19 protein-coding genes are annotated in these 19,078 nt (G+C 66.0%); 9 read left to right on the top strand and 10 right to left on the bottom strand.

The genetic code is table 11. From position 1 onward, the window contains the following. The first annotated feature begins 153 nt into the window (after nt 1-153). From CXY91_RS22730 to CXY91_RS22710, 5 genes are all read left to right on the top strand, one after another. Nucleotides 154-1,482: a cytosine deaminase gene (locus CXY91_RS22730; RefSeq protein ID WP_100963809.1), complete on the top strand. Its 1,329-nt coding sequence runs from the start codon at nt 154-156 to the stop codon at nt 1,480-1,482. After that, on the top strand, nt 1,479-2,906 hold the full coding sequence (locus tag CXY91_RS22725) for an FAD-binding oxidoreductase (protein ID WP_100963582.1): 1,428 nt from the start codon (nt 1,479-1,481) through the stop codon (nt 2,904-2,906). The genes CXY91_RS22730 and CXY91_RS22725 overlap by 4 nt, the downstream gene beginning before the upstream one ends. An 8-nt stretch (nt 2,907-2,914) precedes the next feature. Then, nucleotides 2,915-3,496 (top strand): NAD(P)H-dependent oxidoreductase, encoded by a 582-nt coding sequence (locus CXY91_RS22720; RefSeq protein WP_100963580.1) that lies wholly within the window; start codon nt 2,915-2,917, stop codon nt 3,494-3,496. A 93-nt stretch (nt 3,497-3,589) separates the two neighbouring features. Further along, entirely contained in the window at nt 3,590-4,063 is a 474-nt protein-coding gene (locus CXY91_RS22715; protein ID WP_091836494.1) for a MarR family winged helix-turn-helix transcriptional regulator, read from the top strand. Between the two features lie 157 nt (nt 4,064-4,220). Continuing rightward, nucleotides 4,221-5,093 (top strand): DMT family transporter, encoded by an 873-nt coding sequence (locus CXY91_RS22710; protein WP_248307606.1) that lies wholly within the window; start codon nt 4,221-4,223, stop codon nt 5,091-5,093. 132 nt (nt 5,094-5,225) lie between these two features. Here CXY91_RS22710 and CXY91_RS22705 read toward each other — a convergent pair whose 3' ends face one another. After that, nucleotides 5,226-6,128, bottom strand: coding sequence for an NAD(P)-dependent oxidoreductase (locus tag CXY91_RS22705; RefSeq protein WP_100963578.1), 903 nt, complete (start codon nt 6,126-6,128; stop codon nt 5,226-5,228). A 104-nt stretch (nt 6,129-6,232) separates the two neighbouring features. Between CXY91_RS22705 and CXY91_RS22700 the strand changes: the two genes are divergently transcribed. Then, on the top strand, nt 6,233-7,318 hold the full coding sequence (locus CXY91_RS22700) for a LacI family DNA-binding transcriptional regulator (RefSeq protein ID WP_100963805.1): 1,086 nt from the start codon (nt 6,233-6,235) through the stop codon (nt 7,316-7,318). Nucleotides 7,319-7,427: 109 nt separating this feature from the next. Here CXY91_RS22700 and CXY91_RS22695 read toward each other — a convergent pair whose 3' ends face one another. The 5 genes from CXY91_RS22695 to CXY91_RS22675 form a co-directional block, all read right to left on the bottom strand. Beyond that, a complete protein-coding gene (locus CXY91_RS22695; RefSeq protein WP_100963576.1) occupies nt 7,428-8,324 on the bottom strand; it encodes an NAD(P)-dependent oxidoreductase in 897 nt (298 codons plus the stop codon). A 43-nt stretch (nt 8,325-8,367) separates the two neighbouring features. Further along, on the bottom strand, nt 8,368-9,273 hold the full coding sequence (locus tag CXY91_RS22690) for a carbohydrate ABC transporter permease (RefSeq protein WP_091836488.1): 906 nt from the start codon (nt 9,271-9,273) through the stop codon (nt 8,368-8,370). Beyond that, nucleotides 9,266-10,219: a carbohydrate ABC transporter permease gene (locus tag CXY91_RS22685; RefSeq protein ID WP_100963574.1), complete on the bottom strand. Its 954-nt coding sequence runs from the start codon at nt 10,217-10,219 to the stop codon at nt 9,266-9,268. Before CXY91_RS22685 ends, CXY91_RS22690 begins: the two co-directional genes overlap by 8 nt. A 60-nt stretch (nt 10,220-10,279) precedes the next feature. After that, nucleotides 10,280-11,587, bottom strand: a complete 1,308-nt coding sequence (locus CXY91_RS22680) for an ABC transporter substrate-binding protein (protein ID WP_091836484.1) — start codon at nt 11,585-11,587, stop codon at nt 10,280-10,282. A gap of 105 nt (nt 11,588-11,692) precedes the next feature. Beyond that, nucleotides 11,693-12,745 carry an ABC transporter ATP-binding protein gene (locus CXY91_RS22675; RefSeq protein WP_100963572.1) on the bottom strand — a complete coding sequence of 351 codons (1,053 nt, stop codon included), beginning with the start codon at nt 12,743-12,745 and terminating at the stop codon, nt 11,693-11,695. Nucleotides 12,746-12,989: 244 nt separating this feature from the next. On the opposite strand from CXY91_RS22675, the gene CXY91_RS22670 reads away from it, so the two are divergent. The 3 genes from CXY91_RS22670 (at nt 12,990) to CXY91_RS22660 (ending at nt 15,712) form a co-directional block, all read left to right on the top strand. After that, nucleotides 12,990-13,751 carry a FadR/GntR family transcriptional regulator gene (locus CXY91_RS22670; protein WP_100963570.1) on the top strand — a complete coding sequence of 254 codons (762 nt, stop codon included), beginning with the start codon at nt 12,990-12,992 and terminating at the stop codon, nt 13,749-13,751. A gap of 177 nt (nt 13,752-13,928) precedes the next feature. Further along, entirely contained in the window at nt 13,929-14,903 is a 975-nt protein-coding gene (locus tag CXY91_RS22665) for a 2-hydroxyacid dehydrogenase (RefSeq protein WP_100963568.1), read from the top strand. Then, entirely contained in the window at nt 14,888-15,712 is an 825-nt protein-coding gene (locus tag CXY91_RS22660; protein ID WP_158673552.1) for an AprI/Inh family metalloprotease inhibitor, read from the top strand. The genes CXY91_RS22665 and CXY91_RS22660 overlap by 16 nt, the downstream gene beginning before the upstream one ends. Nucleotides 15,713-15,833: 121 nt before the next feature. Here the strand turns inward: CXY91_RS22660 and denD (CXY91_RS22655) are convergent, their stop codons facing one another. The 4 genes from denD (CXY91_RS22655) to CXY91_RS22640 are packed head-to-tail and all read right to left on the bottom strand — an operon-like array spanning nt 15,834 to nt 19,077. After that, entirely contained in the window at nt 15,834-16,817 is a 984-nt protein-coding gene (gene denD, locus CXY91_RS22655; protein ID WP_100963564.1) for a D-erythronate dehydrogenase, read from the bottom strand. A 29-nt stretch (nt 16,818-16,846) separates the two neighbouring features. Further along, nucleotides 16,847-17,839 (bottom strand): D-erythronate dehydrogenase, encoded by a 993-nt coding sequence (gene denD, locus CXY91_RS22650; protein ID WP_100963562.1) that lies wholly within the window; start codon nt 17,837-17,839, stop codon nt 16,847-16,849. Nucleotides 17,840-17,858: 19 nt separating this feature from the next. Further along, entirely contained in the window at nt 17,859-18,605 is a 747-nt protein-coding gene (locus CXY91_RS22645; RefSeq protein ID WP_091836469.1) for an SDR family oxidoreductase, read from the bottom strand. Nucleotides 18,606-18,630: 25 nt separating this feature from the next. After that, entirely contained in the window at nt 18,631-19,077 is a 447-nt protein-coding gene (locus CXY91_RS22640) for a GNAT family N-acetyltransferase (protein WP_100963560.1), read from the bottom strand. Between the last annotated feature and the right edge of the window lies 1 nt (nt 19,078).

Below are 19,078 nucleotides of genomic sequence, written 5' to 3'. Positions count from 1 at the left end.
CTCTTGCTGCATTGCGACAGAACGGACAAGGGCCGCTTTGCGTTGAATCTCCGGCGGGTGGGGATGCCGCTCGCGCCGCTTGATCGGGACGCGGCGAGCCAGCATGGTCGGCAGCTGATTCAGAAGGCGGCGTGCAGGCCGGAGACGATCGACGTGACCACCGGCTTTGCAGCAATCCCGGCTTCCGGCAGCTATGTGCTGCGCAATGTCAGGACGCCTGCCTGCCTGGTCGAGGCCGGCAGCCTGGCTGGTGACCGCGACGGCGTCGCGCTGCTCGACATCGCCGTCGAGGACGGTGTCATCGCTTCCCTTCTGCCGGCCGGCACGCCCGCGCTCGAAGCCCAGCCGGCAGTCGATCTCGACGGCGGTATTGCGCTGCCGCGGCTGGTCGATGTCCACACCCATCTCGACAAGGGCCATATCTGGCCGCGCCGGCCCAATCCGGATGGCAGCTTCATGGGCGCGCTGAGCGCGGTCGCGGCCGATCGCGAGGCGAACTGGTCGGCCCGCGACGTGCGGGTGCGCATGGAATTCGGCCTGCGCTGCGCCTATGCCCATGGCACGGCGGCGATCCGCACCCATCTCGACTCGCTCGGCAAGCAGATCGGCATTTCCTGGCCGGTCTATGCCGAGTTGCGCGCGGAATGGGCCGGTCGGATCGCCCTGCAAGCCTCGCCCTTGTTCGGGATCGATGCCGTCGCCGATCCCGCCCATATGCGGGCGATCGTGAAGGCCGTGACCGATCATGGCGACAGGCTGCTCGGCGCCGTCACCTATATGGTGCCTGAACTCGACGCCGCCCTCGACACGCTGTTCCTGACGGCGATCGAACACGGCTTCGATCTCGACTTCCATGTCGATGAGACCAACGATCCGGCGGCGCGTTCGCTCGAGCACATCGCCGATGCGGCGCTGCGCCATCGCTTCACCGGCAAGATCCTGGCCGGGCATTGCTGCTCGCTCTCGCTGCAGCAGCCGCACGACGAGGCGCGCATTATCGGGAAGGTGCGCGAGGCGGGGATCGCCGTGGTCTCGCTGCCGATGTGCAACATGTATCTGCAGGATCGCCAGCGCGGACGCACGCCACGCTGGCGCGGCGTCACCGCGCTGCACGAGCTGAAGGCCGCTGGCGTGCTGGTGATGGTCGCCTCCGACAACACCCGCGACCCGTTCTACGCCTATGGCGACCTCGATCTCGTCGAGACGCTGCGCGAGGGCACCCGCATCCTTCAGCTCGACCATTCCGACCGTGACTGGGCAAGGGCGGTCGCTGCGACGCCGGCCGAGGTCATGGGACTGGCCAGCGCCGGCCGGCTGGCTGTCGGTGGCCCTGCCGACCTGATCCTGACCCGCGCCCGCGACTGGACCGAATTCTTCGCCAGGCCGCAGGCCGACCGGACTATTCTGGTCAACGGCCGCGCCATCGACCGTGCCTTGCCCGATTATCGCGAACTCGATTCCCTGATGAGCCGCCCCGCATGACCGCACGCTACGACATCGACGCCCTGAAGCGCCGCCTCGCCGGCATCCGCACCGAGGACAACCCGGCGCTGGTCAAGCAGAAGAGCCGCGACTTCTTCTGGTATTCGCCGACGCTGAAGCGCCAGCTCGACCATGTCGTCGCCGACATCATCGTTTCGCCGGTGAGCGAAGCTCAGGTGTTGGAGACACTCTCGGCGGCGCATGCGCTCGGCATCCCGGTGACGCCGCGTGGCACCGGCACCGGCAATTACGGCCAGGCGATGCCACTCTCAGGGGGGATCGTGCTCGACCTTTCCGGCTTCAACAAGGTGACCAGCATCGAGGCCGGGCGCTATGTCGCCGAGCCCGGCGCCGTGCTGGCGAAGATCGACCAGGAGACGCGCGCCCATTCGCGCCAGGAGATCAGGCTGCACCCCTCGACCTATCACACCGCCTCGATCGGCGGCTTCATCGCCGGCGGCTCCGGCGGCGTCGGCTCGATCAAATGGGGCGGCCTGCGCGACTGGGGCAATATCATCTCGCTGCGCGTCGCGACGATGGAGGGCACGCCGCGCATCCTCGAGCTCCAGGGCGAAGACCTGCACAAGGTCGCCCATGCCTATGGCACCAACGGCATCATCACCCAGGTCGAGATGCCGCTCGGCCCGGCCTATGCCTGGGTCGACGTCATTCTCGGCTTCGGCGAATTGCGCGCTGCGGCCGAGTTCGCCAATGCGCTGGGCGAGCAGGACGGGCTGGCGTTGAAGAACCTCGCGGTCGTCGCCGCGCCCGCTCCGCACGATTATTTCCTGCGCCACAGGAAGTTCCTGCCGCGCGACAGCCATTGCGTCATGGTCATGGTCGCCGATTTCGCCGTCGAATCGATGCTGGCCTTCGCCCGCCGCTTCGGCGGCTCGCAAATGCTGATGCGCTCCGACACGCTGACGGCGGAGGAGGCGAAGGGATTGCCGCCGACCTTCGAGCTCGGCTGGAACCACACCACCTTGCGGGCGCTGCGTGTCGATCCCTCGATCACCTATCTGCAGGTGCTCTATCCCTTCCCGAACCAGGTCGATCTCGTCGACAAGATCCATGCCCGCTTCGGCGACGAGGTCACCTGCCATCTCGAATTCGTCCGCTTCGACGGCAAGATCACCTGCTTCGGCCTGCCATTGGTGCGCTTCACCAGCGAGGAGCGTCTGGAGGAGATCATGGCGATCCATGAGGAGATGGGCGCGCCGATCTTCAATCCGCACCGCTACACGCTGGAGGAGGGCGGAATGAAGCAGACCGACGAGGTCCAGCTCGCCTTCAAGCGCGAGGCCGATCCGCAGGGGCTGCTCAATCCCGGCAAGATGATCGCCTGGGAGGACCCGGACTACGACTACCGCTCGGGCAAGACCTTCTTGTTCAAGGCGCTCGGCGAAGCCGGCGTCGGCGCCTGAGCCGATCGATGCGCGCGCTCGTCCTCTATGCCCACCCCGATCCCGCAAGCTTCGGGGCGGCGGTGCATGAGACTGTTGTCTCCGGCCTGCGCCGCGCCGGGCATGAGGTCGACGATTGCGACCTCTATGCCGAGGGGTTCGATCCCGTGCTGAGCTGCGAGGAGCGCGTCGGCTATCATGATCTCGGCACTAACCAGAACAATGTAGCCGGCTATGTCGAGCGGCTGTTGCGGGTCGACGCACTGTATCTGTGCTTCCCGGTCTGGAACTACGGCTATCCCGCGATCTTGAAGGGCTATTTCGATCGCGTCTTTCTGCCGGGCGTCTCGTTCAAGCTGGTCGATGGCTCGATTCGCCCGAATCTCTGGAACATTCGCCGGCTGACGACGGTGACAAGTTATGGCGGCTCGCGGTGGCGCACATTTCTGATGGGCGACCCACCGCGCCGGCAGATCAAGCGCGGCTTGCGGGCGGTATGCCACCCGGCGGCGCGGGTCTCCTATCTCGCGCATTACGACATGAATCGGTCGACGCCGCAGAGCCGCGCGGCTTTTCTCGCCAGGGTCGAGCAGGAAATCGCGCGGATTTAAGAGCCTGTCTGACAATTGTCATCGGCCTGTCATGAAGGCGGGCGATTGCACAGCCGGCGAAAAGTATCCGCAACCTTTTCCAAGGGCCGGCTCATGACCAAGTCCCTCGAAAAAAGCGTCGGCCGTGCCTTGCTGGTGACGGCCCGGCTCCACAGGGCAAGGATGGGCGAGCGTCTCAACGCGCTCGGGCTCTTCCCGGGCCAGGAACAGGCGCTGAAATCCCTGCAGGGCGCACCGATGACGATGGGCGAGCTTGCGACGCTGTTGCGGGTCAAGCCGCCGACCGTGTCCAAGACGATCGGCCGGCTTTCGCTGCAGGGGCTGGTGACGCGCGAGGGCGGTGGGCGCGATGGCCGTCTGGTGCAGGTGGCGCTGACCGAGAACGGCCAGAAGACCGCGGCGGCACTCGATGCGGTCTGGAATCAGGTCGAGGAAGAGCTGCTCGAAAAGCTCGACGCCAAGGAGCGCAAGCAGTTGCGCAAATTGCTGCGCAAGGCGTCGAAGGGCCTGTCCAAGGCCGGTGCCGATGTCGAGGATGCCGAGGACGAGGCTGAGGACGCCGCCTGACGCCGGGCGCGTCGGCGGCATGACTCGCATGCGCTGGCGGGCTGGTTTCAAGCCTTAAATCGGTTCATTGATGTCTCGTCATTCCTCCAGAGCATGACGAGACGCTCAGCCTTTGTCGGCCGCTCCCGCTCCGCTTCCGGATACGCGCCGGACACGCTTGACCGCCATCGCCCTGATGAGCGGGGCGATCGTCTGCTTTTCCCTGCTCGATACATGCGCCAAATGGCTTGGCGGGACGATGCAGCCGATGCAGGTGGTCCTGGCGCGCTATGTGATCAGCGTCGCCCTGGTCTCGCTCCTGCTCAATCCCTGGAGCCATCCGGGCATCACTCGGACGAGGCGTCCCTGGCTGCAGGGCTTCCGCTCGCTGCTGCTGCTCGGCTCGACCGCGCTCAACTTCGTCGCCCTGCAATATCTGCAGCTGGCCGAGACGGTCTCGATCATGTTCGCAACGCCACTGCTGGTGGCGCTGCTGGCCGGGCCGCTGCTCGGGGAATGGGCCGGGCCGCGCCGGCTGATCGCGATCGGCGTCGGCTTCCTCGGTGTCCTCGTGGTGACGCGGCCGGGACTGGGGGGCTTGCATCCGGCGGCCCTGCTCAGCGTCTGCGGCTGCCTCTGCTACGCCTTCTACAGCCTGTCGACGCGGATGCTGGCCGCGAGCGACTCGCCGCAGACGACGATGTTCTACTCCGGCATCGGCGGGGTGGTGATCATGTTGCCGCTGCTGCCGCTGTACTGGTCCTGGCCAGCGAACTGGCAAAGCTGGCTGTTGATGTGCGGGACCGGCTTCTTCGGTGCAGTCGGCCATTGGCTGCTGATCCTGGCGCATCAGCGGGCGCCGGCGACGATCCTGGCGCCGTTCATCTATTCCCAGATCATCTGGATGATCCTGCTCGGCTGGTTCGTCTTCGGCCAGATTCCCGACCGCTTCACCTTCATCGGCGCGACGATCGTCATCGCGTCGGGGCTCTACCTGCTCTACCGCGAGCGCATCCGGCACGTGCCCGAAGGCTCGGCCCGCCTGGACTGATGCCGGCACGCATCTTGAAGCCTCCACCCGTGGATGGAGGCCATGATGACGGTTTGGCACCGCAACTGGCTACCGGCGACCGCGTTCGGCACAGATGTGCTCCGGGCGCGTCCCGCCATGGCACAGCCGGACTCAGCCGAGCGAAACCTTGCTCTGCGCAGAGACGAAGTCCGAGAGCATCGGCACATAGTCCTCGCCCTTGCCGCTGGCGACGGCTGCCGCATAGACGTTCTTGACGGCACCGCCCACCGGGTTGGGAACGCCGGCGGCATTGGCGAGGCTCTCCAGATAGCGGACATCCTTCAGCGCGTTGGAGAGCGTGAACTTGTGTGCATCCCGATCGCGCTCCAGCACATATTGCATGAAGGTCCGGTAGAAGCCGCACTCCATCCGGCCGCCGGTGATGACGCTGTCAAAGGTCTGCGGGGTGATGCCGACCTTCTGGGCCAGCGTCAGAGCCTCCGCATAGATGGCGCCGTAACCGAGGGAGAGGAAGTTGTTGAGCAGCTTCATCTTGTGGCCGTCGCCGACCGGGCCGAGATGGACGATCTTCTGGGCCCAGGCTTCGCAGACCGGGCGGATGCGCTCGAAAACCGCACTGTCGGCTCCAATCATCGTGGAGAGTTGACCGAGCTTCGCCTGGGCGGGTGTTCCGCCCAGCGGAGCGTCACAGAGGTGCAGGCCGATGGCAGCGAGCCGTTCAGCCAGAGCGACCGTCGAGACGGGATCGGAGGTCGAACAGTCGACGATGACCGTTCCGGGCTGGGCGCCGGCAGCGATGCCGTCAGGCCCGTTGACGACCTGCTCCACCTGCGGCGAGCCGGTGACGCAAAGGAAGATGATGCTCGCCTTGCCGGCGAGCTCCTTCGGCGTGGCTGCCTCGGCGGCGCCGGCCGCCTTCAATTCCTCGACGGGCTTGCGATTGCGATGGCCCATGACGGTCAGGCGAAAGCCTTTGGCGAGAATGCAACTCGCCATGCCCTGACCCATGTAACCGACACCGATGAAGCCGATCGATTCTTTAGTCGTGCTCATCTTCAGTTTCTCCCAATTCTATGAGATGGAACAATGCAATGCGGAACGATTTGGCCAAGAACTGGTTGAATGCATCGGCTTACCGGCTTCAGGAGAAGCGTTCGATGGCGAATGACGGACACTCGCGCGACCCTTCGGGGGCGGGGAAGGCGGGTGTAAAGCCCGGTGGCCGGGGTCGCGTTACCTTGCAGATCATCGCCGATCGGCTGGAGGTCTCGACCGCGACAGTTTCTCTTGCTCTGCGCGAAAGTCCGCTGGTCGCCGACGGCACCCGCCTTCGGGTGCAGCAGATCGCGCGCGAGATGGGATATAGCTACAACCGCAGCGCGGCCTCGCTGCGGACCGACCGGACCAATATCCTGGGCGTCGGCTTCCACGACATCACCAATCCCTATTTCGCCGAGCTGCTCGCGGCGATCGAGGAGACGGCAGCGGCGCATGGCCGCTCGATCCTGCTCGGCACCTATGCCGAGAACCTCCAGCGGCAGGACCGCGTCCTGACCACGCTCAAGGAATATCGCCCCGACGGCATGATCATCTGCCCGGCCGGCGGCACCACGGCGGAGACGCTGCAGCATCTGATGGCGGCGCAAGTGCCACTGGTCCAGCTCTCGCGCGAGATTCCCGGCATCGGGCTGGACTTCGTCGGCTCGGACGACCGGCACGGCACGGTGCTGGCCGTCGAGCATCTCATCGGCCTCGGCCACACCCGCATCGCCTTTCTCGGCGAAAGCCCGCTGATCTCGACCGGGCGCAACCGCTATCGCGGCTATTGCGAGACCCTGGCCAAGCATGGGCTGCCGCTCGACCCCACGATCGTCTACTCGGCCTATGGCACGCGCGAGAATGGGCTGAAGGGCGTCCAGAAGGTGCTCGACGCCGCGAACCCGCCGACGGCCGCGATCTGCTTCAACGATCTTACCGCCTTCGGCGCCATGCTCGGCCTGCGCCATCGCGGCTTGGAAGCTGGTGCGGACTTCTCGATCATCGGCTGCGACGATGTTCAGGAAGCCTCGCAATGGTATCCCGCCTTGACCACGGTCAAGAACTTCCAGGACGAGATGGGCCGCAAGACCGCGGAGATGCTGCTCCGCCGCATCGCCGATCCAGCGGCACCGCCGCAGCGCGCCGTGCTGACCCCGGAGCTGGTGGTGCGCGGGACCACGGCGCCGCCGAAGGCGGCGCGCTGAAGCTGGCGTATCTTCGAGTTTCTCAGAAACGCGGACATACGCCAGGTCTTTGGTTTGACGCATTTTCGTTACGCGAACCGGTGCCCAGTTCGCTTGAAAATGCCTTAGCTCACGCATCGTTGTCCGGCTTGCGGTTCAGCGCCCGATAGGCGCGCACCACATGCGAGTCGTCGCGCCCGCCATGGCCAAGGCCGGAGGCGGCGAGGAACATCTGGTGCGCGGCTGCTGCCAGCGGCAAGGCTGCCTTGGCGGCGCGGCCGGCGTCGAGGACGATGCCGAGGTCCTTGACGAAGATGTCGACGGCGCTGGCGACCGGCGGCTCGTCTTCGAGCATGCGTGGGCCGCGGTCTTTCAGCATCCAGGACGAGGCGGCCGAGCCGCCCATGATCTCGAACAGCAGGGCGCCGTCGATGCCGGCCTTCTGCGCCAGCGACAGCGCCTCCGCCGCGACCGCGATATGAACGCCGCAGAGCAACTGGTTGACGGTTTTCACCGTCGCGCCCTGGCCCGGCTTCCGCCCGACATGGAAGACCTTGTCGCCCATCGCGTCGAGCACGGGCTTGGCCTTGGCGAAGCTGTCGGCGGGGGCGCCGACCATGATGGTCAGCGTGCCGCCCTGCGCGCCCTTGACGCCGCCCGAGACCGGCGCATCGACGAAATGCCGGCCGGTCTTGGTCACGGCCTCGGCGATGGTCTCGACCTCGCCGGGCGGGCAGGTCGCCATCAGGATGACGGTGGCGCCCGGAGCCAGCGCATCGAGCGCGCCGGCGTCGAACAGGACCGAGCGGGCCTGTGCAGCGTTGACCACCATCAGGACGAGCGCCTCGGCTCCTTCAGCCGCGGCGGCAGCACTGTCGGCGGCCTGGCCGCCGGCTGCGACGAGCGCGGTCCGGGCGCTCTCCCGCATGTCGAAGCCGGTGACGCGGAACTGGCGCTTGACGAGATTCTCGGCCATCGGCGCGCCCATGGCGCCGAGCCCGACGAAGGCGATTGAGGTCACGACGATTTGCCTTGGTTGGAAGGCGGGCGGCCTAGCCGCCCGCCGGAAGCTACTCCTTCACCGCACCCGTCATCGAGGCGACGTAGTAGTCGACGAAGAACGAATAAAGGATCGCGACGGGGATCGAGCCGAGCAGCGCGCCGGCCATCAGCGAGCCCCAATGATAGACGTCGCCCTCGACGAGCTGGGTCAGCACCGCGACCGGCACGGTCTTCTTCTCGGCCGACTGGATGAAGGCGAGCGCGTAGATGAATTCGTTCCAGGACAGGGTGAAGGCGAAGATGCCGGCCGAGATCAGTCCCGGAAGCGCCAGCGGCAGGGTGATCTTCCAGAGTGTCTGCAGTCTCGTCGCGCCGTCGATCATGGCGCATTCCTCGAGCTCGTAGGGGATCGACTTGAAGTAGCCGATCAGGAGCCAGGTGCAGAACGGGATCAGGAAGGTCGGATATGTCAGGATCAGCGCGAGCTGCGAGTCGTACAGGCCGAACTGGAAGATCAGCGTCGCCAGCGGGATGAACAGGATCGAGGGCGGCACCAGATAGGCCAGGTAGATGGCAAGGCCGACATAGTTCGAGCCCTTGAACTTCAGGCGCTGGATGGCATAGGCGGCGAGCACGCTGGCGAAGAGCGAGAGCGCGGTCGCGACCGTCGCCACCGTCATCGTCGTCAGCAGCCATTGCGGGTAGTCGGTCTGGAAGAGCAGCTTGTTGATATTGTCCAGCGTCGGCGACTTTACCCAGAACGGGTTGTTGTTCTTGTAGTCGAGCAATTCGCCGTTCGGTTTGATCGCCGTGATCGCCATCCAGTAGAACGGGAACAGCAGCACGATCACGAAGATCGAGAGCGGCAGATAGAGCGTGATGAAGCGACGCGGTCCCGAGGACCAGTCGATCACGCCCGTCCGCTCCTTGTCGACAAGCTGCGGGCGCGCGGCAGGGGAGGCCTGGTCAGTCATTGTCTTCTCCCTGCTGCCATTTGCGGCGGGCAAGCGCGTAGTAGCTGAACAGCGTCGCCATCACGAGGAAGGGGATCATCGCCACCGCGATCGCCGCGCCCTCGCCCAGCTGGCCGCCGGGGATGCCGCGCTGGAAGGCGAGGGTGGCCATCAGATGGGTCGAGTTGATCGGCCCGCCGCGGGTGATGGCGTAGACCAGCTGGAAGTCGGTGAAGGTGAACAGCACCGAGAAGGTCAGCACGATCGCCAGGATCGGCATCAGCATCGGCAGGGTGACATGCCGGAAGCGCTGCCAGGCATTGGCGCCGTCGAGCATCGCCGCCTCGTAAAGCGCCGGCGAGATCGTCTGCAGGCCGGCGAGCAGCGAGATCGCGACGAAGGGGATGCCGCGCCAGACATTGGCGGCAATCAGCGACCAGCGGGCCGGCCAGGGCGAGCCGAGGAAGTCGATATAGGTGTCGCGCCAGCCGAGCACGTCGACCAGCACATAGGAGATGATCGAGAACTGCGGATCGTAGATCCACCAGAAGGCGATGGCCGAGAGCACGGTCGGCACGATCCACGGCACCAGGATCAGCGCGCGCAGCAGCGACTTGAACGGCAGGTTGTTGTTGAGCAGCAGTGCCAGCCAGAGGCCGAGCCCGAATTTCCCGACGGTGGCGACGCCGGTATAGAGCAGCGTGTTCCAGACCGAGGTGATGAAGACCGGGTCGTGCCAGAGCGACTCGAAGTTCTCGAAGCCGATGAAGACGCCGCTGCGGCCGATGCGCGTATCGGTGAAGGCGAGCCAGACCCCGAGGCCGAGCGGATAGCTCAGGAAGACCAATAGCAGGCCGAGCGCCGGTAGCAGGCAGATGAAGATCAGGAATGGCTTGTAGTCGAACAGCCTGACCAGCCAGCTTTGCTCGGGCTGGGTGGCCGGCCGGGCTTCGGCCGCAATCGTCATGGCGCTTTATCCCGTGATGGAGCCGCGCCGCCGGCTATCCAGCGGCGCGGTGTCGACGGATCAGGTGCGATAGTAGCGCTTGGCGCGGCGCTCGGCTTCGGCGGCCGCCTGCTCGGGCGTCGCCTGGCCGGCGCAGACGGACGCGACCATCTGGACCATGACGTATTCGGCGTTGACGGTGCCGGCAGCCTCGGTGATCGCGCCCTTGTAGCCGCTCCACAGAGCCCGCTCCCAGGTGTCGCGATAGACCAGGATCTTGGGATCGCTCTCCCAGACCTTGCTTTGCGCATAGCCCTTCAGCGGCTGGGTCCAGTAGCCGAAGCAGCCGGTCAGCCACTTGTCGTACTGCTCCTTCTCCATCATGAAGCGCAGATATTCCTTGGCCGCGTTCGGGAACTTGGTGTGCTTGAACACCATGGCGTTGATTACCAGCGCCGTCTCGGTCGGCCGGCCGACACCGGCGCCGATCGGCATCGGCGCATGGTTGAGATCCTTGCCGATCTCCGCGGTCTTCTCGTCCTTCGAGTTCTTGATCGAGAAGTAGAGCGAGACGCCGTTCTGGGTCAGGCCGATTTCGCCGGCCGTCAGCGCCTTGTTGTTGCTGATGTCGAGCCAGGAGAGCGTGCCGGGGATGAAGGTCTCGTAGAGCGCCTTGGCGTATTTCAGCGCCTCGATCGTCTCCTTGCTGTTGATCGCGACCTTGTTGTTCTCGTCGACCATGTAGCCGCCATGCGACCAGACCAGCCAGTTGCAGAAGGAGTTGCCGTCACCGACGGCGTTGCCGAGCGCAAAGCCGGCGGGATGACCCTTGGCCTTGAGCTTGCGGCAGAGGTCGAGGAAGCCGGCATGGTCGGTCGGGAACTTGTCGAAGCCCGCCTCCTTGACCCAGGATTCGCGATAGACCGCCGGGCCGCCGGAGCCGCCCATCGGGATCGAGATCCAGGTATTGGTCTTGTCCTTCTTGCCGTACTTCTCGGCGACCGGGTACCAGCCGCCGTATTTCTTGCCGAGATCCTCGGCGACAGCAGTCAGGTCGATCAGCTTGTCGGCGAAGATGTGCGGGTCGTCGGCCCAGCCGACGACGACGTCGGGGCCGGCGCCGGTATTGGCGGTGACGGCGGTCTGCGGGCGCAGGTCCTCCCAGCTCGCATAGTCGACACGGACCTGGACGCCGGTCGCCTTGGTGAATGCTTCGGTGTTCTCGTTGAAGATCGTCTGGTCGGGATCGACGAATTTGGTCGGGCGCAGCACGCGCAGCGTCGCGCCCTTCTCGATATTGGCTGTCTGGGCGATCGACGGCGCGGCAAGGGTAGCGCCGGCTGCGAGCCCTGCGCCGCCGATCAGTACGTCACGTCTGGAAATGCTCATTGCTTCACTCCTCCGGGTTGCCGCGAGGCCCTGCATGGGAGCCTCGTCGCGTTTTTGTGGGCCATCGCCGCCGCCGGGGTGTTCCCCGTGCGGCGGCCATGAAAATCAGATCCGCTTGCCGGTCGCGGCGTCGAACAGATGGGTGACCGAGGTGTCGGGCCGGATCTTGATCGTCTCGCCGGGCTTGGCGGTGATGCGTTCGCGGAAGACGCAGGTCAGGTCCTGCCCGCCGCAGCGGACGACGACCTGCGTCTCCGAGCCCATCGGCTCGATGACCACGACCTCGGCCGGCAGGCCGGCGGGGTCGAGAATGAGATGCTCTGGACGGATGCCGAGCACCGCGGCCCGGTCGTTCGAATCCGCCGGATGCTTGCCGACCGGCCAGATCACGCCGCCCTGGGTCTCGAAGCCGTTGGCGCGGATCGTGCCCTTCAGCAGGTTCATCGACGGCGAGCCGATGAAGGCGGCGACGAAGAGATTCGCCGGGTTGTCATAGAGGTCGAGCGGGGCGCCCATCTGCTCGACGATGCCGTCATGCATCACGACGATCTTGTCGGCCATGGTCATGGCCTCGATCTGGTCGTGGGTGACGTAGACCGTTGTGGTCTTGAGGCGCTGGTGCAGTTCCTTGATCTCGGTGCGCATCTGCACGCGCAGCTTGGCGTCGAGGTTCGACAGCGGTTCGTCGAAGAGAAAGACCTGCGGATCGCGCACGATGGCGCGGCCCATGGCGACGCGCTGGCGCTGGCCGCCGGAGAGCTGGCGCGGATAGCGGTCGAGCAGCTTGTCGAGCCCGAGAATGCCGGCGGCCTTGTTGACGCGCTCGTCGATCTCGGCCTTCGGCGCCTTCCGCAGCTTCATCGAGAAGGCCATGTTGTCGGCCACCGTCATATGCGGATAGAGCGCATAGTTCTGGAACACCATGGCGATGTCGCGCTCCTTCGGCGGCACGTCGTTGACGACGCGCGGTCCGATCCGGATCTCGCCGCCCGAGATGTTCTCGAGGCCGGCGATCATGCGCAGCAAGGTCGATTTTCCGCAGCCCGAGGGGCCGACGAGGATGACGAACTCGCCATCGTTGATGTCGATGTCGACGCCGTGAATGACCTGCGTCGAACCATAGGCCTTGCGCACGTCGGCAATCTGGACGGATGCCATCTTGGTTGTTTCTCCCGCTCTTCAGGTTGCCCCGGGGTGCCTGACACAATCCCCGCCGGCGGCGTTGCAGAACATCGGCTTCTGACGGCCGATCGAGACGAGGCCACCCAACCCAGGCGAGCCGCCTGTTGCGTCAACCTCGTTCCCGGATAAAGTCATACGATAGAAACAGGCGTGTCAAGCGCTGGACCGGCCGCGGAGCGAGCTCTCGCAGGCTGGCGATCACGGAGGAAAGCGCGGTTCGATGCAGCTTCATGTCAAAGTGCGCGCGACGAGGCTCAATCCCGACCGGCTGTTCAGCCAGGTTGCGCACAGGCTCGCGGTCGCAATCATCACCGGCGCCTCGCCCGCGGGAGCGCTGCTGCCGAACGAGGACGATCTGAAGGGCGAGATCTCGGTCTCGCGCACCGCTTATCGCGAGGCCGTGAAGTTTCTGTCCGGCAAGGGGCTGGTCGAGGCCAGGCCGAAGAGCGGCACGCGGGTGGCGCCACGCGAGACCTGGAATCTGCTCGACCCCGATGTGCTCGCCTGGCACTTCAAGGCCGATCCCAACGAGAAATTCATCCGCGACCTGTTCGAGCTTCGGCTCTTCGTCGAGCCCAGCGCAGCCCGGCTGGCGGCGCAGCGGCGCAGCGATGCCGATCTGCGCCGGATCGAGGCGGCCTTTCGCGGCATGGCCGAAAACCCGCCCTATGCCGAGCCGACCGTCAATGCCGATCTTGCCTTCCACGAGGCGATCTTCGCCGCGACCCGCAATCCACCGCTGCAGTGCCTCGCGCCTGCGGTTTGCGCGACGATCCAGTGGTCGCTCTTTCTCAAGGCTCCGGACGACCAGTTCTTCTTCACCGCTTCCCTGGTCGATCACGAACGCGTTCTTGACGCGATCGTACAACGCGACGGCGACTTGGCGGCAGCGCGGATGAGTGGGCTGGTGATCGACAGCCTGAACAGCACCTTGCGTCTGCTCGCCGGTCGAGCTGATGCAGATGCAGGCAAAACCGCGTGATTAAATCATACTATATCGGGTTGAATCGACAGCGGAGCCGCGATGGCATAACCGGCTCTGCGAGCAGCCCTGTCTGCGGCTGTGGGAATTCCCCGGCGACATGCGGGTCGCTAGGTTGATCTAATCGTTTTAAGAATTTGAAATCAAGTCACGCAGGCGTTCCAGGAAAGCAGGGCCATGACCGCGCAGAGCAAGATCGAGATCATCATGACCGGGCCGCTGATGGCCTATGCCGCCGACCAGCTGAAGGCACGCTTCATCGTGCACGAGCTCTGGAAGGAGCAGGACCGCGCGGCGGCTCTGGCAGCCGTCAAGGACCGGGTGCGCGGCGTCGCCGGCGGCGGCGCGCATGTACGGATCGACGACGCGCTGTTCGATGCGCTGCCGAAGCTGGAAGTCGTCTCGAATTTTGGCGTCGGCTACGACAATGTCGATGCCGTCGCCGCCGGCAAGCGCGGGATCATCGTCACCAACACGCCGGATGTGCTGACCGACGAGGTCGCCGATCTTGCCATCGGCCTGCTGCTCTCCACCGTGCGCCAGCTGCCGCAGGTCGACCGCTATCTGCGCGCCGGCAAGTGGCTCTCGGGCGCCTATCCGCTCACCACCTCGCTGCGCAAGCGCAAGATCGGCATCGTCGGCCTCGGCCGGATCGGCAAGGCGGTGGCGCGCCGGCTCGAAGCCTTCGACGTGCCGATCGCCTATCACGGCCGCTCGCGCCAGGCCGACGTCGCCTACCGCTACTACCCCTCGCTGGTCGAAATGGCTCAGGATGTCGACACGCTGGTCTCGGTCGCGCCGGGCGGCGAGTCGACCTACCACATCATCAATGCCGAGGTGCTGAAGGCGCTCGGCCCGAACGGCATCGTCGTCAATGTCGGCCGCGGCACGGTGATCGACGAGCAGGCGCTGATCGAGGCGCTGAAGGCCAAGACCATCCTCTCCGCCGGCCTCGACGTGTTCGAGGACGAGCCGCGCGTCCCGGCCGAGCTGATCGCAATGGATCATATCGTGCTCTTGCCGCATGTCGGCTCGGCATCCGTGCATACGCGCGAACAGATGGGTCAGCTTCTGGTCGACAATCTGGTTTCATGGTTCGATGGCAAGGGTCCTTTGACACCGGTTGCCGAGACGCCATGGACAAAAGCCTGATCACGACTGGAATGCACTGGATGCGGCCGAGCGTAGCGATCGCCGCTTTGGCACTGCTCGCCGTCTCGCCGGCGGTGGCGCAGACGCAGGCGTTGCCACGCGGCGCCGAGAAGGCGCCCGAGGCGCTGAAGCCGTTCATCGGCGCCTGGGACCTCGACAAGCTCGGTGCGGCGCGCGAGTGCACGGTGACGTTCGGCACCGAGGCGGCCGGGCAGGGGCGCCAGGTCAGATTCCCGGCGACGTGTCGGCGGGCCCTGCCGATCCTCACCGGGGTCGTCGCCTGGGATGTGGTCGATGGCGCTCCAAGGCTGCTCGACGGCCATGGCAAGCCGGTGATCGTCTTCAGCGGCAGGGCCGATCCGGGGCGGCGCGGCAAGGGCAGCGACGGGGCGGACTACGGGCTCGATCCGACGGGCCATGTGCGGGCGCAACAGCGCCCGGCGCCAGGAGGGGCCGAGCTTGCGGCAACAGCGGCGGCACGCCCAACCGTGGTCGATCCGGCCAGCGCGCCCGCTGCGACGACGGTGCCCGGGCGCTATACCGTGATGCGGCAGGTCGGCCGCGATGTCTGCAAGCTCGTGCTCTCGACCTCGCCCTCCGCCAATGCGGGAGCCTACACGACAAGCTTCGACGGGCTTTGTCCGGACACTGGGCTGACGATATTCTCGCCGGTCGCCTGGCGCTACGAGGCCGGCCGGCTCGAGCTGATCGCCCGCAAGGGCCACAAGATCGAGCTGGTCTTCGAAGGCGGGCAATGGCGCAAGGACCCGGCCGTCGGCGCACCGCTGATGCTGAAGAAGCTGCCCTGAGAGAGGTTCGCCTCATTCCGTCATGGTCGGGCTTGTCCCGACCATCCACGTCTTCCTGCATTGCGGTGTTCAAGACGTGGATGCTCGCCACAAGGGCGAGCATGACTGTGGAGTCCGGTCGTTACGCGACGAAGGTGCCGCCGAGCTCGTCGTCGATATGGGCGCGGATGATCTCCTCGAAGCTCGATTCCGCCTTGAAGCCGAGCGCCGGCGCGCGCTTCGCGTCGAAATTGCGCGGCCAGCCGGCGACGATGGCGTCGATCACCGGATCGGGCACGCGCTTGATGCGCTTGACGACGCTCTCGCCGGCGACCTTGCGCAGCGCCTCGATCTGCTCGGCGACGGTAGCGGAGTAGCCCGGCATGGTCAGCGCGCGGCGCGGGCCGATCGCGTTCGTGTCCATCGTCGCGGCGTGGACGAGGAAGCCGACCGCCGAGCGAGGCGAGGCATGCCAGTGGCGGACCTGGTCGGAAACCGGCAGCACCGCCTCCTGGCCGTTGAGCGGCTCGCGGATGATGTTGGAGAAGAAGCCGGAGGCGGCCTTGTTCGGCGCGCCGGGCCTGACGCAGATCGTCGGCAGGCGGATGCCCACGCCGTCGAAGAAGCCGCGGCGGGAATAGTCGCTGAGCAGGAGCTCGCCGATCGCCTTCTGCGTGCCGTAGCTGGTCAGCGGCGTGGTGAAGAACTCGTCCTCGATCTTGTCATGGAAGGGCGCGCCGAAGACGGCGATCGAGGAAGTGAAGATCACGCGCGGCTTGTAGCCGTCGCCGACAAGGCGGATGGCGTCGAAGAGATAGCGCGTGCCGTCGAGATTGATGCGGTAGCCCTTGTCGAAATCGGCCTCGGCTTCGCCCGAGACGATCGCGGCGAGATGCACGATCAGCTCGGGGCGCGAGGCGATCAGCTTCTCGGCTTCGCCGGGCTGCGAGAGATCGGAGGTCAGCGATTCGAAGGCGAAGGGTGCGTTCGCCGGCGCCGAGGCGGGGAAAACGTCCTGCGCGGTCACCTTGTCGATCGCCTTGCCGCCGAGGCCGCCGTCTCGCGCCAGGCGCTCGATGAACTTGCGGCCGACCATGCCGGCGCCGCCAATGACGAGGATATGCATGTCTTTGTCCGATCTTTCGCTTCTTGCATTTAGTTGGGTAGGCGGCCGCCGAGATCGTCCTCGATATGGACGCGGATGATCTCGTCGAAATCCTGCTCGGCCGTGAAGCCGAGCGACAATGCGCGCTTCGCATCGAAGCGCGTCGGCCAGCCCTTGACGATGTCGGCGGCCGCCTTGTCAGGCGCGCGCCGGATCAGCTTCACCGCCCTGTCGCCGGCGATGCGGCGCAGCGCCTCGATCTGCTCGCCGACGGTGACGCAGACGCCCGGCATGCTGAGGTTGATACGCGGGCCGAGCTGTTCGCGGCTGAGCGAGGCGCCGTGCAGCAGGAAGCCGACGGCCGAGCGCGGCGAGGCATGGGTGAAGATAACGTCGTCCGCGACCGGCAGCAGCGCCTCCTGGCCTTGCAGCGGCTCGCGGATGATGCCGGAGAAGAAGCCGCCGGCCGAGGCGTTGGGCTTGCCCGGGCGGATCACGATCGAGGGGAAGCGAATGCCGACGCCGTCGACGAAGCCGCGGCGCGAATAGTCGGCGAGCAGGAGCTCGCCGATCGCCTTCTGCGCGCCGTAGCTGGTCAGCGGCGTGACATGGAACTCGTCGGAGATCGCCGGGGGGAAGGGGGCCCCGAAGATGCCGCTGGACGAGGAGAAGACGAGCTTGGGCACATACGGGCCGTTCTTCGCGCTCTCCTGACGGATCGCCTCCAGCAGATTGCGCATGCCGTCAAGATTGATGCGGTAGCCCTTGTCGAAATCGCGCTCCGCCTCGCCGGAGATGATCGCGGCGAGGTGGAAGACGATGTCGGGCCGCAAGGCCGCGAGCTCGACCGCGACTGCCGCCGAACTCGAATCCTCGGTGCGGGCCTCGATCGGCCCGTCGAAGCCGGCCGGGCGCGGTGGCGTCACCACGTCGGTCAGCGTCAGCCGGGTCAGCGGCGTGCCGGCACAGGCGCCCTCGCGGGCGATGCGCGCGGCGAGCCTCTGGCCGATCATGCCGGCGGCGCCGCTGATCAGGACGTGCATGGCGCTTCTCCTGCGCTGATCAGAGCGCGAAGCCGCCATCGGCGAGGTGGATCTGGCCGGTGGTGTAGCTGGACTCATCGGAGGCGAGATACACGGCGAGCCAGGCGATCTCCTCGGCGGTGCCGAGCCGGCCCATGGGCTGGCGATCGATGAAGGCCTGGCGGGCGGCTGCTTCAGTCGTCTTGGTCACCTTGGCGAGGTCGACGATGCGCTGGTCGAGCGAGGGCGACTGGATCGTACCGGGGCAGATCGCGTTGGCGCGAACGCCCTTCTTGATGAAGTCGGCTGCGACCGCCTTGGTCAGGCCGATCACCGCCGCCTTGGTCGCGCCGTAGACATAGCGGTTCGGGATGCCGCGCACCGAGCCGGCGCCCGAAGCGATATTGACGATCGAACCCTTGCCGGCGGCGAGCATGCCGGGGACAAAGGCCTTGATCGTGCGGTGCATCGACTTGACGTTGAGGTCGAAGGAGAACTCCCAGGCCTTGTCGTCGCAGTCGAGCACGGTGCCGTGATGGACGAAGCCGGCGGCGTTGACGAGGATGTCGATGGTGCCGACCTTTTCGGCGAAGGCCTCGACCGCCTTGGTCGAGAGCACGTCGAGCTTGCGCTTCTTCGCCTTCGGGATGCCGTCTAGCAAGGCGACGTCCTTGTCGGTGGCCCAGACGGTCGCACCCTCGGCCACGAAGGCCTCGGCGATGGCGCGCCCGATGCCCTGGCCGGCAGCGGTGACGACCGCGACCTTACCCTTCAAACGTCCTGCCATGTCGTTTCTTCCCTTGGTTTCCCGGTTATCGAAGGCTTTTTCGCATATGGATCAGCCGGCGATCCGGCAGATCCTCGAAATGGGTGGTCTGGTAGCCGAGGCGCTCGTACCAGCCGATGCGGTCGGTGAGCTTCTCGTGGGTGTAGAGGTGGACGGCGTCATGGCCGAGCGCCCTGGCCCGCTCCTCGGTGAAGTCCATCAGTTGCGAGCCGATCTTCCTGCCGGTGGCGGCCGGCGAGACGGCGATGCTCCAGAGCGTGAACTTCGCCGGTTCGTCCTCGAGCACGAGGACACCGTCCAGCGTCCCCTCGCTCTCGGCGAGCCAGATTTCGTCCTCGGCCAGCACCTGATGGTAGTCGGCAAGGCGGGGCAGCGAGGGCACGCCGATGATGCTCTCGTTCGGCAGATAGGCGGCCTGCGTCAGCGCGACGATCGCCGGAATGTCGTCGATCGTGGCGCGACGAAGGGCCATC

Origin of the sequence: Allobosea sp. FBZP-16 (genome assembly GCF_002831785.1) — a bacterium.
GTDB classification, from domain to species: domain Bacteria; phylum Pseudomonadota; class Alphaproteobacteria; order Rhizobiales; family Beijerinckiaceae; genus Allobosea; species Allobosea lupini.
This window is presented reverse-complemented; position numbering and strand designations above follow the sequence as displayed.